Origin of the sequence: Butyricimonas sp. Marseille-P2440, from assembly GCF_900091675.1 — a bacterium.
In the GTDB taxonomy this organism is placed as follows: Bacteria; Bacteroidota; Bacteroidia; order Bacteroidales; family Marinifilaceae; genus Butyricimonas; species Butyricimonas synergistica.
This window is the reverse complement of the sequence record NZ_LT594610.1, coordinates 790,024-806,230: the sequence shown is the minus strand read 5'-3', so window position 1 is coordinate 806,230 and position 16,207 is coordinate 790,024. Positions and strand designations below refer to the sequence as shown.

At 46.0% G+C, this 16,207-nt stretch carries 12 protein-coding genes; 2 read left to right on the top strand and 10 right to left on the bottom strand.

Features of this window, described 5'->3' with window-relative positions:
• Nucleotides 1–10 precede the first annotated feature (10 nt).
• Nucleotides 11–3,058, bottom strand: a complete 3,048-nt coding sequence (locus BN8899_RS14330) for a tetratricopeptide repeat protein (RefSeq protein WP_065219933.1) — start codon at nt 3,056–3,058, stop codon at nt 11–13.
• Between the two features lie 176 nt (nt 3,059–3,234).
• Nucleotides 3,235–3,381, bottom strand: coding sequence for a hypothetical protein (locus tag BN8899_RS20795; protein ID WP_157237431.1), 147 nt, complete (start codon nt 3,379–3,381; stop codon nt 3,235–3,237).
• A gap of 141 nt (nt 3,382–3,522) precedes the next feature.
• On the opposite strand from BN8899_RS20795, the gene dnaK reads away from it, so the two are divergent.
• Complete coding sequence (gene dnaK, locus BN8899_RS14325) at nt 3,523–5,430, top strand: molecular chaperone DnaK (protein ID WP_065219932.1); 1,908 nt, start codon at nt 3,523–3,525, stop codon at nt 5,428–5,430.
• A gap of 116 nt (nt 5,431–5,546) precedes the next feature.
• Here the strand turns inward: dnaK and BN8899_RS14320 are convergent, their stop codons facing one another.
• A complete protein-coding gene (locus BN8899_RS14320; RefSeq protein WP_018336876.1) occupies nt 5,547–7,430 on the bottom strand; it encodes an ATP-binding protein in 1,884 nt (627 codons plus the stop codon).
• Between the two features lie 240 nt (nt 7,431–7,670).
• Here BN8899_RS14320 and BN8899_RS14315 point away from each other — a divergent pair, with 240 nt between their 5' ends.
• Nucleotides 7,671–7,997 carry a DUF5684 domain-containing protein gene (locus tag BN8899_RS14315; protein ID WP_018336877.1) on the top strand — a complete coding sequence of 109 codons (327 nt, stop codon included), beginning with the start codon at nt 7,671–7,673 and terminating at the stop codon, nt 7,995–7,997.
• A 46-nt stretch (nt 7,998–8,043) separates the two neighbouring features.
• Here BN8899_RS14315 and dacB read toward each other — a convergent pair whose 3' ends face one another.
• From dacB to ftsZ (BN8899_RS14280), 7 genes are all read right to left on the bottom strand, one after another.
• Nucleotides 8,044–9,414, bottom strand: a complete 1,371-nt coding sequence (gene dacB, locus BN8899_RS14310) for a D-alanyl-D-alanine carboxypeptidase/D-alanyl-D-alanine endopeptidase (RefSeq protein WP_065219931.1) — start codon at nt 9,412–9,414, stop codon at nt 8,044–8,046.
• Nucleotides 9,414–9,611: an exodeoxyribonuclease VII small subunit gene (xseB, locus tag BN8899_RS14305; protein WP_018336879.1), complete on the bottom strand. Its 198-nt coding sequence runs from the start codon at nt 9,609–9,611 to the stop codon at nt 9,414–9,416. Before xseB ends, dacB begins: the two co-directional genes overlap by 1 nt.
• Before the next feature lie 9 nt (nt 9,612–9,620).
• Nucleotides 9,621–10,928: an exodeoxyribonuclease VII large subunit gene (xseA, locus tag BN8899_RS14300; RefSeq protein ID WP_065219930.1), complete on the bottom strand. Its 1,308-nt coding sequence runs from the start codon at nt 10,926–10,928 to the stop codon at nt 9,621–9,623.
• Nucleotides 10,929–11,531 (bottom strand): ribosome biogenesis GTP-binding protein YihA/YsxC, encoded by a 603-nt coding sequence (gene yihA, locus BN8899_RS14295; protein ID WP_065219929.1) that lies wholly within the window; start codon nt 11,529–11,531, stop codon nt 10,929–10,931.
• A gap of 79 nt (nt 11,532–11,610) precedes the next feature.
• Nucleotides 11,611–13,455, bottom strand: coding sequence for a DEAD/DEAH box helicase (locus BN8899_RS14290; RefSeq protein WP_018336882.1), 1,845 nt, complete (start codon nt 13,453–13,455; stop codon nt 11,611–11,613).
• A 144-nt stretch (nt 13,456–13,599) separates the two neighbouring features.
• Entirely contained in the window at nt 13,600–14,787 is a 1,188-nt protein-coding gene (gene ftsZ / locus BN8899_RS14285; protein ID WP_018336883.1) for a cell division protein FtsZ, read from the bottom strand.
• An 11-nt stretch (nt 14,788–14,798) separates the two neighbouring features.
• Complete coding sequence (ftsZ, locus tag BN8899_RS14280; protein WP_018336884.1) at nt 14,799–16,205, bottom strand: cell division protein FtsZ; 1,407 nt, start codon at nt 16,203–16,205, stop codon at nt 14,799–14,801.
• Between the last annotated feature and the right edge of the window lie 2 nt (nt 16,206–16,207).

Sequence of the window (16,207 nt, the reverse complement as noted above, 5' to 3'; positions counted from 1 at the left end):
TTGCCCTTTTTTATAATCGAATATCTCCCCCTTGGGACAACATCTTTTGCAACTCGGCAGCTTCCCAATCATGAGGATCGAGTTCCGCAGCTTTCTTCACGTACTCCAACGCTGTTCCCCGGCGTCCTTCCGACAACTCGTACAACGCCCACAATAACATCAACTCGCTGTCTTCCTCCACGTCCTTCATCTGTACCAGCAGATCATGTGCTTCAGCCAATTTCTTCTGTTGCAGGAAAGCCCGGATTTCTATCTTGCGTAAGGTCACCTTATCCCGTCCTTGTTCGTTCAGCAACTTCGTCACCTGTCCCAGCATCCCGTAATTCTTCACCCGGCAATAACACTCCGCCAACGAAAGCAGCACTTTCTCGTCGGCTCTCTTTGCCTGCACCACCTTCTCGTAAGGTTCGATCGCCTTCGCATAATTCCGGTTGCGTTTCAAAATATCCCCACCTAACGCCAGTGCCAAATCGTTGCGCCCGTTATATCGCAAAGCCTTGTTCACCAAATCGAGAGCCTCTTTGTCCCGACCTTCCGTGTAGTAAATCAATCCCTTCAAGTAATAGGAAGAAGAAGCCACATCATTCTGCGCCAACATGGCATCCACCGCTTGATGTGCCGTGGCATAACGCTCCAAATCCAGCGCGGCGAGAGCCTTTATATTCAGCGCATCCATCAGCTGGGGTTGCCACTTCAAGGACTCCTCGGCACAGCGCAAGGCATCCTCGTTCTTGTGTTCCGCGTAATACATCTTGGACAACCGCATCCACATCTCCTCGTTCCACGGGTGCGTTTTCAAATATTCCTCCAGCTTGGCTATAGCCTCGGGGTATTTCTTTTCTTGTTCCAGCACGATAGCCTCGTAATCCTCTTTGGAAGTACGCTTACCAATCACGCACATGGGTAAACCGTCGGCATCCACCGAATGGAGAAAACCCTCCTTGACGGGGAAAAGCCCGTTCTTCAGCTGGTAACTGTTGATGTACACGTTACCGAATATCATATAATCCCAGTCTTTGCTGTATTTATCGTAATAGCGGCTATAAATAACCTTCACGTTCGTGTCTTTCCGGAAATAATGTTGCAGGTTGGCACTGTGGTTGGTCACAATTGTCACGGGGCGTCCTTTATAGTCCACGTTCGCTTTGAACCAATCCACCCCTTTCTTCAGGGAATTATAATAATAATCCGTCTCGTAATCACCATAGGCACCCTTTAACCCTCCCACCGACTCGTTGAAATAAACGTAGTCGTTCGGGTGGTTGACCGCCATATGCCGTGCCGGAAGGAACAACAATCCGATCAACACGCTCGCCGCCACGAGTTTCAGATACTTGGGTGCCACTGTCAACAGCAACGTCCAGAAACGGGCTGCCAGCAACACCATAAACGGCATGACAAACAACAAGTGCCGGATGCCGCCATACAAGTTCGATTTCTTGTAAATCACCCAGAACACGGGGAACACAAGCGAAAACAAGATAAAGAAAGAAAGCAACGAAAATTCCTTCTTCCGGGAAATCATAAAAATAAAGTACCCGAAGAAACCAACCACAACTACTAGCGGTGAAGCGATCAGCAAGTATTTCGGGGCATAATGCACGGGCAACATATTGGACATCATCTGTTGTCCCTCGAATATGGTACGCAACCCGATATTATAATTCGTGAACTCCTTCAAGGAAAGCACCACGTTCGTGAAAGGACGAGCCAGTGCAAAAGGCCACGTGACGATAGACAAAAAGTACCCCACGAACAACACGATCACAATCAGAAACAAAATATTCTCCACCTCTTTCCGGTATTTCAAGAAATTGTAGAATTCCTTGAAACCCACCCACAAGATATAGAACAAGCCCCCGTACATCACGAGATAAGGGAACAACAGCAATCCACCGGAACGTGTGCCCAACGCCAAGGCGATACCTAGCACGGTACCGATCACGTGGCGGAGTTTTATCACCGGGTAACGGTCGAACAAGCGGACGAAATAGAATATCGCCACCAGATAGCCCACCGCAAAAGGAATATCCTTCAGATTATTCATGCTATGCCCAAAGAACCGGGGCGAAAAGAAGAGCAGCAACATGGACAGCAGACCACACAATCCGCCCCCGAAACGCAACCCCATCAGTCCGATCACGATCACCCCCAACGCCCCGACAAGGGCACACACCACGTGGCGCACCGCATACACGTCGTCCGCACCGATCGCATTAGCCACGACCGCCGCCACGACCTGCATCGAATTGCCATAAAGATGCAATGCCGTCTTCGGCTGGCTCAACGCAGCTTTATCCCCTTTCGTGAAATAATCCAGCACGTAACCGGAATGGCGGTGGTCGACATACTCGTCGCCGCTAATCCCGTAATCCTTACTCACGTAAGGCATATAGAAAAACACGAATACCCCGAAAAGCAACATCAGCATACGGTAGACCATATCCCGGCGGGCTCGATTGCCGGCATCGAACAGGGTTGTAAAGAAACGCCCGGAAAACAAGAATCGGAACGGAACCCGCCACAAGTAATTGACAGCCGGGTTAGAGTTTGACACGGAAGCCTTCCAAGTAATATTGGTTTCCAAGCGATCGAATTTCATGTATGCTTTCTGCAAACTGTAACTCACCGCCCTTAACAAATTGCTATCCAAGTCCTCCCCGGCGTATGCTTTCATGAACAACGACTTCTGCCCGATCAACACCGGAGAATCCGTGATCACCCGGTCGCCCCGCCACAACGCCATATCCATGAAACCGAACCACAATTTCCGTTTCTGAACCGACACGTAATACACGTGCTCCTTCCGGCATGATTTCCGGTAAACCTGCCCCAAGGGTGCCAGGGAATTAAGCGCCACCCGGTCGAGATCGACCAACATGATTTCATCGGAATATATCTCCCGAAGCACCTTCAAAAACTCCTCGTGACTATATCCCGCTTTTAACAATACAATATTATTTTGCAAGCCGCTACCCGCATCCCAACGGGACATCTGAAAATCCACATTCCCGGTAACACCAATCACCTGAATCGCTTTATTCTCGTTCTCTTCCACAATAATTCCTTTTACGCAACAATTTATATACTTCTCTAACCCTATCGATTTTTTTCCAAGGGGATAAATATAATAAAAAACTTTTTCTCATTCATCATTCTTAAAAAGTATTTACTCAACACATCCGCCCTAGATCACGGAGTAAACAAGGCGAGGATGAAAAAGATTCCTGGGAATCACGGCAAAATTTCACCAGGACCATCCCCGACACGCGGGTAACATGACAATCCCGACAGGACATCACTAGACTCGGGAGAATATTTCAGTCGTGTTTCTGACAAATCGTGACGTTCTGTCAGTAAATATGTCATTAAATATTCCAAACAGGATATATTTTTATGAAAAAAAGTCTTGTTCCACGGCTGGCACACCGTTTGATAAAAGATAAATGTTCTTGAAACTATTCGAGGAGAAAGAACGAAAAAACAAGTATTGAAAATAATAACATTATAATATTTAATCATATGGGAAAGATAATTGGTATAGACTTGGGAACCACAAACTCTTGCGTTGCCGTAATGGAAGGTAACGAACCCGTGGTAATCCCTAACAGTGAGGGAAGAAGAACGACACCGTCTATCGTCGCTTTCGTTGATAACGGCGAAAGGAAAGTGGGTGATCCTGCAAAACGTCAGGCAATCACGAACCCGACGAGAACAATATATTCTATCAAACGGTTTATGGGTGAAACCTATGACCAAGTGTCAAAAGAAATCAACCGTGTACCGTACAAAGTAATACGCGGCGAAAATAACACGCCCCGCGTAGAGATCGGTGACCGGAAATATTCTCCGCAAGAGATTTCCGCGATGATCCTTCAAAAGATGAAAAAGACTGCCGAGGACTACTTGGGACAGGAAGTTACGGAAGCGGTAATCACCGTGCCCGCGTACTTCAACGACTCTCAACGTCAGGCAACAAAAGAAGCCGGAGAGATTGCCGGATTGACCGTGAAACGTATCATCAACGAGCCGACAGCTGCTGCTTTGGCTTACGGGCTGGACAAGCAGGACAAGGATATGAAAATCGCGGTATTCGACTTGGGAGGTGGTACCTTTGATATTTCCGTACTGGAATTGGGTGACGGGGTATTCGAGGTGAAATCAACCGACGGTGATACTCACTTGGGTGGAGACGACTTCGACGACGTGATTATCAACTGGCTTGCTGACGAATTCAAGAAAGACGAAGGCGTGGACATCCGGAAAGACCCGATGGCTCACCAACGCTTGAAAGAAGCTGCCGAAAAAGCAAAAATCGAGTTGTCAAGCTCTACTTCCACGGAAATCAACCTGCCGTACATATTCCCGGTAGACGGAATTCCAAAGCACTTGGTTAGAACGTTGACCAGAGCTCAATTCGAGCAATTGACCGACCACTTGGTACAAGCCACAATCGAACCGTGTCGCCGAGCCTTGAAAAACGCTAACATCAGCGCTTCGGACATCAGCGAAGTGATCCTCGTGGGTGGTTCTACCCGTATCCCGGCTGTTCAGAAGAAAGTTGAAGAATTCTTCGGCAAAGCCCCGTCAAAGGGTGTAAACCCGGATGAAGTAGTTGCAGTAGGTGCCGCTATCCAAGGTGGTGTATTAACCGGAGAGGTAAAAGACGTGCTGTTGCTTGACGTTACCCCGCTTTCTTTGGGTATCGAAACGTTAGGTGGCGTGATGACCAAATTGATCGAATCGAACACGACCATCCCTACCAAGAAGTCAGAGGTATTCTCAACGGCTGCCGATAACCAACCGTCAGTAGAAATCCACGTGTTGCAAGGAGAACGTCCTATGGCAAAAGACAACAAGACAATAGGACGTTTCCACTTGGATGGTCTACCACCAGCCCCGCGTGGAGTACCACAGATCGAGGTTAGCTTTGATATTGATGCCAACGGTATCTTGAAAGTATCAGCCAAGGATAAAGCAACCGGAAAAGAACAATCTATCCGTATCGAAGCTTCATCCGGTCTTTCTGACGCCGAGATCAAGAAGATGAAAGACGAGGCTGCCGCTAACGCAGAAGCAGACCGTGTAGAAAAAGAACGTATAGACACGATCAACAAGGCTGACAGTATGATCTTCCAAACTGAAAAGCAATTGAAAGAATTTGGAGACAAATTGCCTGCAGACAAGAAACAACCGATCGAAGCTGCTTTGCAAAAACTGAAAGACGCTCACAAGGCTCAAGATATCGCTGCAATTAATTCGGCTATCGATGAACTGAATAACGTATTCCAAGCTGCATCACAAGAGATGTATAACGCCCAACAACAAGCCGGCGGACAACAACAAGGTGCACCGAACACGGAACAACAACCGAACAACGGAGGAAAAGACCAAGAGGTAACCGATGTTGATTTCGAGGAGGTGAAATAACAAAAAAGGGCTGTTTTCCAGCCCTTTTTTTATTCATTATATCAAAAGTCCATAAAATCTATATTCACATGAACCTCTTGGTTTTATAGATTTTATGGACTTTATTTTATTATCTACTATTTCAGATATTTCGCGATAGTTTCCTTTAACAGGATTGCCGACAAAGGCTTGGTCAAATAATCATTACACCCGGCTTCCAACGCTTTCACGCGATCATCGTCAAAAGCAAAAGCGGTTAACGCAATGATTGGAATATCTTTAGCTTCCGCCCGGATAGCACGAGTTGCCGCCAAACCGTCCATTACTGGCATTTTAATATCCATCAAGATAAGGTCTGGTTTTGTTTCGTTGAACATATCTATTGCCTGTTGTCCATCCCACGCATGAACTAAGGTATAAATCTTTCCAATAATGGCTTTCAATAAAAGATAATTGCTTTCAACATCTTCTGCAACCAGAATTGTTCTACCAGCATTTACACTTTCTTTTGTCTCTTTGTTTTCCATATCGTTCGTCCCTGTTTCCATTGCAATTTCTTGATAAGGAATTGTAAATTTAAAAATAGAACCTTCATTTTCTTCAGATTGGACTGATATATCTCCACCCATTTTTTCAACTAGCATCTTACATATTGCCAATCCTAATCCCGAACCTTGGACAAAGGTATTCAATTTTGTGAAACGATCAAATATTGTAGACACTTTATCTTCGGGTATTCCGCACCCAGTATCCTCTACATAGAACTCGACATATTCGCCGACAAGCGTGTACCCGAAACGGATGTACCCTTTCGTGGTGAACTTGGAAGCATTGATAATCAAATTAGAAACAACCTGAAACAATCTATTCCCATCAGCCGACAAGAACAAGTTCTCGCTCCGCTCGTCAAATATTAGTTTCACACCCTCTTTCATCCGTGATCCGTGCACTTCCAGTATTTTCAAACACAACTCACGGATGTTCATGGGTTTATAAACAAATTCCAAACTTCCCGCCTCAATCTTGGAAAGATCGAGAATATCATTAATCAATTGGGTCAATAATTCCGAATTATCCTCAACGATATTCATGTAATACTCCCGCTCGTCCATATCCTCAGACTCGGCAATCAAGCGGGTAAACCCAATAATCGCGTTCAACGGAGTACGGATCTCATGGCTCATGTTGGCAAGAAAAGCAGATTTCAGTTTATCGGATTGCTCCGCTTTCACCCGAGCTTTGATTAATTCCTGTTCCGTGTTCTTCATATCGGTCATATCCCACGAAATACCGACTAAGAAACAAGGCCTCCCATTATCCCCGCATACCAATGTTTTCAACGTTTTCACTGTACGCAATTCCCCGTTATTTGCCTCGTAAGTCTCGAAAAATTCGCAATCCTTACCGATAGCCAACAGGCGCTTATCATCTTTCCGGAAACGTTCGGCATCCTTCCGGTTGGGAAAAACCTCGAAATCAGTCTTACCAATGGCTCGCTCCCGGGAGATATGGGAATATCGCTCAAAAGCCTTGTTCCAATAGATGTAACGGAAATCATCATGAATATCCTTCACGAAAAGACAGACGGGAATATTATCCAGCACCGTATTCATGATCGAATGCAACTCTTTGATTTTGCTTTCATTCTCCACGTCCCGCGTGATGTCTTGTCCAAAAATCCAAATTAACTCGTCACCGGAAGAATGTATCGCTATGTGTACCATCAATTTCAAGATATGGCATGAACCATCAGGCTGATGCAAATAAAGAATATCCTCAACCACCCCTTCCGTTTCCCTCAGCATCCGGACTTTCTCTGGCCATGAATCGGGAGTAACGTCCTCGTTGATTTCCCAAATAAAAACGTCCGAGAAGTCATCCGGCAAATGGAAACGTGCCTTAGCTAAGCGATTAGCGTACACTAAATCGCCATCCGGTCGAAAAGCATACACCTCTCGATCAATATGTTCTATCGCATAATCAACAATTGCTAACTTATCAATTGATTCAAAAACACTCATTATAGCCACACATTTAACAAGACAAATATATTAAAAAAACACAGTAAAAGAAATTTACACCGAGAAAAGAAATTAAAATATTATTTCCGCCTAGTGTAAAAACTTTATAATTATATCACAAAAAACTTTCCCGAAAAGATCAATTTTTATACATTTGCCCCCGTATTCAGTATGTGGTACTAGAAATGTGGAATTAAGAATTGATTCAAACTATAAATGTTTAATTAAAAATTTAAAATTATGCTAGGATTGATTTATCTACTTATCGTCGTTTTAATGTTGGTTTCCATGTGGAAAATCTTCGAGAAAGCAGGTAGACAGGGTTGGGAAGGTATTATTCCTATTTACAACGTTTACGTGATGCTTCAAATTATCAACAGACCGTGGTGGTGGCTTTTAATCATTATTTTCGTGCCGATTGCAAACCTCGTGTTCTCCATTATCATGTTGCACGAATTCCTTGCCAAATTCGGTAAAGGCGTTGGTTTCACGATCGCTACCATATTCTTCGGTTTCGTTACGTTACCGATGTTGGCTTTCGGTGACGCTACGTTCAAAAATGAATAATGTTATTTTGCTACATAAAAAAAAGCCGGCTTACAAGCCGGCTTTTTTATTGTATTGCCAATTCCCGCAAGAAATCCCGTATCGTCTTTTGCACTTTCACGGGGTCACCCGTGTAGCTATTCACGAGTATCGTGAATGCCAATACTTCTCCCCTTCGGGTATGCAAATATCCGGATAGAGCACGAACTCCAAACATAGAGCCTGTTTTAGCCTTTAAATTACCTCCTAATACAGGATCGGCGGAATATACCCGCAAGCCCCTGTCGACACCTCCTTGTGGCAAGGAAGCGAGAAAAGAATCACCCAACTGCTTGTTCGCCCACACCAGCAGGTCTGTAACTGTTCCCGCGGGTAAAGCGTTTGAAGTAGAAAGCCCGCAGGCATCTTTTATCGTGATTCCCGAAGAATCTATTCCCATGCGGTTTAATTCTTCTTTTACCGCAGTTTCAAATTCCGAAGGACTCACCAAAGCACCGAGAGCCTCGGCAAATAGATTCACGCTATTCTTGTTCGTGTAAAAAACGATTTCTTTTAATAAAGGAGATTCAACCGTGAAGAATTCTTGTCGGTCGGTAAGAATGTCTTTTTTCTTTTTCAGGACTACTCCTTTGTTTTTCAATTCTTTTTCCAATTCCGCAAGGAAAACGGAAGCCGGGTGGTGCATTGCCCCTTTCACTGCAAAAGACGAACGATTGGCAGGGATGGTTCCCCGTATTGATAAAGTAGATGCTTCCGGTCCACCATATATCCATGCGTCATCCTGTTGTTTCACGGAAGACACGACCTCGTTGCGTAGTTTCACTCCCGGTACTGACGGAATGACAGAAACGATATGCGGACGGGTACCCGGTTTCCCGGATGCCAAATTGATCGTGTAGGTGTTATCCCTGTAATTAAACGGATGATACAAAGCCGCATAATAATTGGCGACATCCTCCCAAAGCCATGAGCCCGGAATGAGAGGTTGTTGCCCTTCGTTCTCTATGATTATATTTCCCTCTATCTGTTTTATTCCCAGACGGACAATCGAATCTACCAAACGGCTCAAGAAATTCCCATTGAAATACTTTGAATCAAGACAAGGATCCCCCCCCGCCTCTATCACTATATTTCCTTGAAGTAGCCCATCCCTTATCTTCCCCGAGTAGGATACTTTTGTGTGAAAAGTCAGAGAATCCCCCTTTAACTTCAAAGCCAAAGACGTGGACAATAGTTTCAACACGGAAGCCGGACGCAAGGACATTCCGGCATTATACTCGTACACGACTTTACCGTCAGCCACATTCTTCACGCTCACGCCAATAGCCGCATGTTTCATTTCCTTCTGTTGCCAAAAGGTATTCAATACCTCCTGAGATTGTGCAATTCCCCGGTTAAAAATCAACAGAACGAAAATGAAAATTCCCCAAAATCTCATCACTCGGCAATGGATTTCAATACTTTATTCACCTCTTCCTCTGTGCTATGCAATTTTTCTTTGCAAAACTCGACAAGCACGGCAATCCGCTTTACTTTCTCCCTCAATTCATCGACATCCAGCTTATTCTCTTCCAATAGTTTTACCAGGTTCTCGATCTCTTCCATGGCTGATTTATAAGTCAAACTCTCTTCCATAACTATTCTTTATTTACTTGTATCTTTTACTTCACTCCGTATTATACCCTTAAACAATTCCGTTTCCAAAGCATCCCCCTCCCGCACGAGAACGCTATCCCGTACGGCTTTTCCGTTTACCCGGGTGATCGAAAATCCCTTTTTTAAAATGTTTTTCGGATCGGCATATTTCATTTTGGTTTCGGCCAATTCCAAAAAATAACGATTTGCAGTCAATATTTCCGTGACCTTTCCCTCGACCTTCGCTTTTAGCTGCTCCAAATAGTTCATCCGGTTGCCGATAAACAATTGTGAAGCATGATCGGCTCGCTGTGACGCGAGCATCAAACGATTTTCCTGACTCTCCAAAAACAGCCGGGTAAATTGTTTCAATTCCGTGATCTTCACCACTTGACGAGTTTTCTCGTCTTGCAATATCCGTTTGGCTTCCCGCATCAGACTCTCTTTGGCTACTTCCAGACGTCCTTCCGCCTCGTTAAATCGCTCGATCAGGAACGCCGCGGCAGCCGTAGGTGTCTTCACGCTACGGTACGCCACCCGGTCGACAATGGTTTCATCCCGCTCATGCCCGATACCGGCAAGCACGGGTATAGGGAATTGTGCCACGTTCGCCGCCAGATCATACGAATCAAAACTTCCCAAATCTGTCTGCGAACCACCCCCACGGATGATAACAACCACGTCGAAAAGCGCCTCGTACTCGTATATTCTTTCCAGTGCGGCAATGACCGATTCCGTTGTTTTTTCCCCTTGCATAACAGCAGGAAACAACTTCGTGTGAAAGGCATACCCGTACACATTCCGATGCAATTGATCCACGAAATCTCCGTATCCTGCCGCCGTCGGGGAGGATATTACGGCTATCGTTTTCGGAAGCAGAGGCAGTTCCAGTTCCCGGTTCATATCAATGACTCCCTCGCGTGTCAAGCGGTCTATAATCTCTTTCCGCTTACGTTCCAAGTCACCCACCGTGAAAGTCGGGTCAATATTCTTAATATTCAGTGAATAACCGTATAGCTCGTGAAAAACGATCTCCACGCTGACCAACACCTTTATTCCCCGTTGCAGGGATTTCCCCGTCGTGGTTTCAAAATAAGGTTTCAGCATCCGATAGGTGAACGCCCATATCGTCGCTCTAGCCGTGGCAATAACGGCATCATCATCCTCCCGCTTCTCCACGAGTTCAAGATAACAATGCCCCGAACGGTTTTCCTTCACGTCCGCTATCTCGGCAACCACCAAAAAAGTATCCGGGAAACGATTTTTCAATTCTTGTTTCACCAGAGTATTCAATTGGTATAATCCGATAGGATCCATTTAATCTATCTCTAACTTATTCAGTTCCTCAATATAAGATAACAATTCCACCCGTCCCATTTTGGTTTCGGCTGAAGTCATAAAAGCCATCGGCATGGTTTCCCACGTTTCTTTCATGCCTTCCTGGTATTTGGCGATACAATTCATGCGTTCCGTGGTCGTCAACTTATCTGCTTTCGTGAATACCATCACGAAGGGCACGCCATTTTCACCCAACCATTCCATGAATTCCAAGTCAATTTTCAACGGGGCATGACGACTGTCTATCAACACGAACAGACAGACCATATTTTCCCGTTTCAAGATATAATTGCGGATTATTCCGCTAAACTGCGCCCGCTGCGATTTTGAAGAACGGGCATACCCGTATCCCGGTAAATCCACCAAGTACCACTCGTCATTAATCAAGAAATGATTTATTAACTGGGTTTTCCCTGGGACTCTGGATGTTTTAGCAAGTTTACCGTGGTTCGTCAGCATATTAATCAACGAGGATTTTCCCACGTTTGATCTCCCGATAAACGCATACTCATGCTTGTCTGGCTCCGGACATTTCTTCACGTCCGAATTACTTATCACAAATTTAGCACTGTAAACTTCCATAACGTCTCAATTTAAAAATGAAAAAAATTGAAGATGCAGTTAGCCTTTGCTTTCCACATCTTCAAATTTACAAATTATTTTAGCTCCGGGAAGAGGATCTGTTGAAATTTCTAGGCTTTTTCGGGTCACTTCCCGGTCTGCCCCTACGTTTACCGCCACTATTACCATTACGGTCATCCCGGCGTCCACCCCGATCTCTGGAATCATTGCGATCGCTTGAGCGACGCTCTCTCCTACCGGAGAAATCCCCTTTGCCCCGGTCATCCCGGCGACGTCCACGATCCCGCGTAGGAATAGCTTTGATTTCTAACGGAATCCCATTAAAGAGCACTTTGCTGAAATCAACAGCAAAGTCTGAAGCACTGTCCTCATCGATCTCAAACTTCGTGTCTGTATCGAAAATACGAATGCCTCCGACACCAATGCCCCGACGACGGGAATATTTGTTAATCAAGGACATCAGATCCTTCGGCGTCAACCCGTCTTCCCGTCCGACATTCAACGTGAAGGTGCTATACACGGTATCTCCGCCCCGTCCTCTGCGGTCACGGTCACGACCTCCCCGGTCGCCTCTTTCCGAACGTCCGCCCCGGTCATCATCCTCGATATTCAAGTCGTCCGTATTCTTGTATTTCTTCAACAACCTACCGAACTCGTAAGAAACCAAATGACGAAGCACTTCTTCTTTCGTGAGTCCTGCAAATTTGTCGTACACTTCCTGCGCGTACAAGTCCATATCCTCGTATTCTTCCGAGGCAAGAATCTTATCACCGTAGAACGCCAACTGCGCCCGGCAGATTTCTTCTCCTCCCGGTACAGACTTGTACTCGAATTGTTTCTTGAGCATATTCTCGATACGGCGTAATTTTCCTTTCTCCTTCGAGTGGATAATCGCTATCGAGATACCCTCTTTTCCGGCACGTCCGGTTCTACCGCTACGATGCGTGTAGCTCTCCACGTCCTCCGGCAAATTATAATTAATCACGTGAGTCAGGTTATCCACGTCCAGTCCGCGGGCTGCCACGTCTGTTGCCACCAGCACCTTCAAACGTTTTGCGCGGAAAGCGTTCATCACGTTATCCCGTTGTGCCTGGCTCAAATCGCCGTGCAAGGCATCGCAATCAATCCCGTCCCGTTGCAGATGCTTGGCTATATCCTGCGCATCATTTTTCGTCCGTGTAAATATGATCGCGTACATACTCGGCGCACAGTCCACGATGCGTCGCAACGTTTCGTAGCAATCCTTGGCTCTCACCATGTAATACTGGTGAGATACGGTATCCGCTCCCTGATTCTTTTTACCGACAGAAATTTCTTTTTGATTTACCAAATAATTCCGGGCAATCCGTTCTACCTCCTTAGGCATGGTTGCCGAGAAAAGATAGGTATTTTTCTCCTTGGGGGTATTGCTCAGGATGAAATCCAAATCCTCCTGGAATCCCATATTCAACATCTCGTCTGCCTCGTCCAACACGACAGCAAACACACTCTCAATGTTGATTGCCTTCCGGTTCAACAAATCGACCAAGCGTCCCGGTGTAGCCACAACCACGTGCACACCTCTCTGCAAATCTTTGATCTGCCTTCTTATATCCGTACCTCCATACACACAGGTCACACGAATATCTTTACGGTACTTGGAGTAGTTTCTCAAGTCATTCCCAATCTGCACGCACAATTCGCGTGTGGGGCTTAAAATCAATACTTGAACATTATTCCACTCCGGCTCAATTTTTTGTAACAGCGGCAATCCGAATGCGGCTGTCTTTCCCGTCCCGGTCTGAGCTAATACTACTAAATCATTTTCTTCTCCTAAAATAACGGGGATTGCTTTCTCCTGTACCGGACTCGGTGTTTCAAACCCTAAATCCGCGATTCCTTTAAGCATTTCCTCGCTTACTCCTAATTCTCTAAACTTTTCCATTAAACTGTTTTAAATTACCCTCTCGATTTTCGATTTAGATTACAATTAAAAGTCGCAAACAACTTTTCCAAAGCTTCTTCAATTTTTACTGAAACCATCTTGTGATTTCCAATCTAAAATCTAAAATCATAAAATCCAAAATCGCTAGGTTCTGTCTATTTTAATATGCCTCCGCGTATAGGCCGGAGTTTCCTCTAATTCTTTTATTTGTTCCTGTGACAAATCGGCTTGAAGCAGTACGTCGGCTTCCTTCAACAGTTCTTCCACGTAATTGATAGCTCCTTTTTCCAATTCCTTTTTTCTACCGGGTTCCGTCACTTCTTCTGCTTGTACCGTATTTTTAGGACCGGGTATCGGTATCGTATCCACGTCGTCCATCGGGAATCCCGTGGCAATAATCGTCACGGAAATAGCATCCCCCAACGATTCATCCGTTCCCACACCCCATATAATCGCGGCATTATCCCCGACTTCCCGAATAACATACGAGGTAATCTCGTTCATCTCGTCCATCGTAATCTCGTCCGTTCCCGAGGTGATATTCAATAAAATATCCTTTGCTCCAGCCAAATCGTTTTTGTTTAACAAAGGGCTATTCAACGCATCCGCTATCACCCGGTGCGCCCGTTCTTCCCCGCCAGCCTGAGCCGCACCCATGATAGCAATGCCGCTATCAGTCATAACGGTACGTACATCTGCGAAATCCACATTGATATATCCCGGCAAAGTAATAATTTCAGCAATACCTTTCGCCGCGATATTCAACACATCATTCGCCTTTCCAAAAGCACAGGAAAGCGGTTGCGGCCCGTATATCCTTTGTATTTTCTCGTTATCAATGATGATAAGAGAATCCACGTAATCCTTCATCTTACTTACTCCGACACGGGCTTGCTCCAATCGCTTCGGTCCCTCGAAACGAGCAGGAATCGTCACGATCCCCACGGTCAGGATTCCCATTTCCTTAGAGAGTTTGGCTATCACCGGGGCTGCGCCGGTTCCGGTTCCGCCACCCATGGCAGCAGTGATAAATACCATTCTCGTATTCTTACTCAACAACTCCCGGATTTCATCCACGCTCTCGAGAGCTGCCGCCTCACCGACCTCGGCACGATTGCCGGCACCCAGTCCGGTTCCCAATTGAATACGAGTTTTTATCGGGCTCTGGTTCAATGCCTGCGAATCCGTGTTGCAAAGCACGAAGTCCACATCGCAAATTCCTTGCCGGTACATGTATTCGACAGCATTACCGCCACCTCCGCCGACACCGATCACTTTGATAATAGGTGTCGTCACTTCGTACTGATTAAAATTGATCAATCCATCTACCATGACAATACATTTTACATTTCAGAATCCCTACCCATATCTTCATTGAACATATTTCCTAACTTACGCTTGAACCAACTATCCACGTCGGGCACCTCGTTCAATCCTCTCTTGCGTCCTTTCTCCCGCTCGAAGTCCCGGTCATATTCTTCGTTGTGTTCCCGTATATTTCGTTTCCGTTTGAACAGAGGTTCGTCCTCCGAATCCTCGAACTCCCGCATCTCTTCATCGTCATTCCACGGCTTTCTCACCCGTTCTTCTCTCACCCGGGCAACCCGGCGTTGTTGGTCTTCCTGTTCCCGACGCAACCGACGGTTCTCTTCCGCCAGTTGTTTCCGACGACGTTGTTCTTCCTCTACCTCTTTCGCGCTTTCCAACTTCATTTCCAGATCGTCCACACGCTCCACTTTGAACGTGGGGGCTTTCCGTTTCGTGTCTACCGGAGAATTATTGAATCCGGTGGCAATCACCGCCACGTGCAATTCTTCATTTAGCGACTCGTCTTTTCCGGCTCCCCAAATCACATCGACATCCCGACCGACCAATTCTTTCACGTAATCGGTAATCAGCGTGATTTCATCCATCGTAATCTCTTTCGAGCCGTACAACATATTCAGCAATATATTGGAAGCGCCCCGTATATCGTTACTATTCAGCAACGGGGATTCCAAAGCCATCTGCACGGCTTCCATTGCACGATTCTCTCCCGCCGATTCCCCGGCTCCCATCAGTGCCACCCCGCTATTCCGCATCACAACCTCCACATCCGCGAAGTCGACGTTCACGAATCCTTTTAAGGTGATAATTTCCGCAATACTCTTTGCCGCTATCGTCAACACGTTATCCGCCATCTCGAATGCCTTCGACAATTTCAAGTTGCCGTACATATCCCGCAATTTCTCGTTGCAGATAATCAGCAAAGCATCCACGTATTCCGACAATTCATCGACACCCTCCATGGCTTGCTCCACGCGCCTGCGCCCCTCGAAACTAAAAGGAATAGTCACGATGCCAATCGTCAATATCCCCAACTCCCGAGCTTGTTTCGCAATCACTGGCGCCGCACCCGTTCCGGTTCCGCCCCCCATTCCTGCCGTGATAAACACCATCTTCGTGTTCCGCTCGAGGATTGTTTTGATGTAATCCAGACTTTCTATCGCCGACTGTTTCCCGCGTTCCGGCAAACTACCGGCACCGCGTCCTTCGGTAAGCTCCTTTCCAATCTGTATCCTATTCTTCACGGGACTAATCCGCAAAGCTTGTATATCGGTATTACATACAACAAACTCCACCCCCCGGATACCTTGACGGCACATGTGATTGACGGCATTACTACCGCCTCCCCCGACGCCGATCACTTTAATAATCGACTCATCCTGTTCCGGAATCCTCAAATCCAATAACGCATCTTCATTCAACATAG

Bases quoted from the DNA above. Each gene is read 5' to 3' on its own strand.
- dnaK (WP_065219932.1), top strand. From the start codon at position 3,523: ATGGGAAAGATAATTGGTATAGACTTGGGAACCACAAACTCTTGCGTT.
- BN8899_RS14320 (WP_018336876.1), bottom strand. From the start codon at position 7,430: ATGAGTGTTTTTGAATCAATTGATAAGTTAGCAATTGTTGATTATGCG.
- BN8899_RS14315 (WP_018336877.1), top strand. From the start codon at position 7,671: ATGCTAGGATTGATTTATCTACTTATCGTCGTTTTAATGTTGGTTTCC.
- dacB (WP_065219931.1), bottom strand. From the start codon at position 9,414: ATGAGATTTTGGGGAATTTTCATTTTCGTTCTGTTGATTTTTAACCGG.
- xseB (WP_018336879.1), bottom strand. From the start codon at position 9,611: ATGGAAGAGAGTTTGACTTATAAATCAGCCATGGAAGAGATCGAGAAC.
- xseA (WP_065219930.1), bottom strand. From the start codon at position 10,928: ATGGATCCTATCGGATTATACCAATTGAATACTCTGGTGAAACAAGAA.
- yihA (WP_065219929.1), bottom strand. From the start codon at position 11,531: ATGGAAGTTTACAGTGCTAAATTTGTGATAAGTAATTCGGACGTGAAG.
- BN8899_RS14290 (WP_018336882.1), bottom strand. From the start codon at position 13,455: ATGGAAAAGTTTAGAGAATTAGGAGTAAGCGAGGAAATGCTTAAAGGA.
- ftsZ (WP_018336883.1), bottom strand. From the start codon at position 14,787: ATGGTAGATGGATTGATCAATTTTAATCAGTACGAAGTGACGACACCT.
- ftsZ (WP_018336884.1), bottom strand. From the start codon at position 16,205: ATGTTGAATGAAGATGCGTTATTGGATTTGAGGATTCCGGAACAGGAT.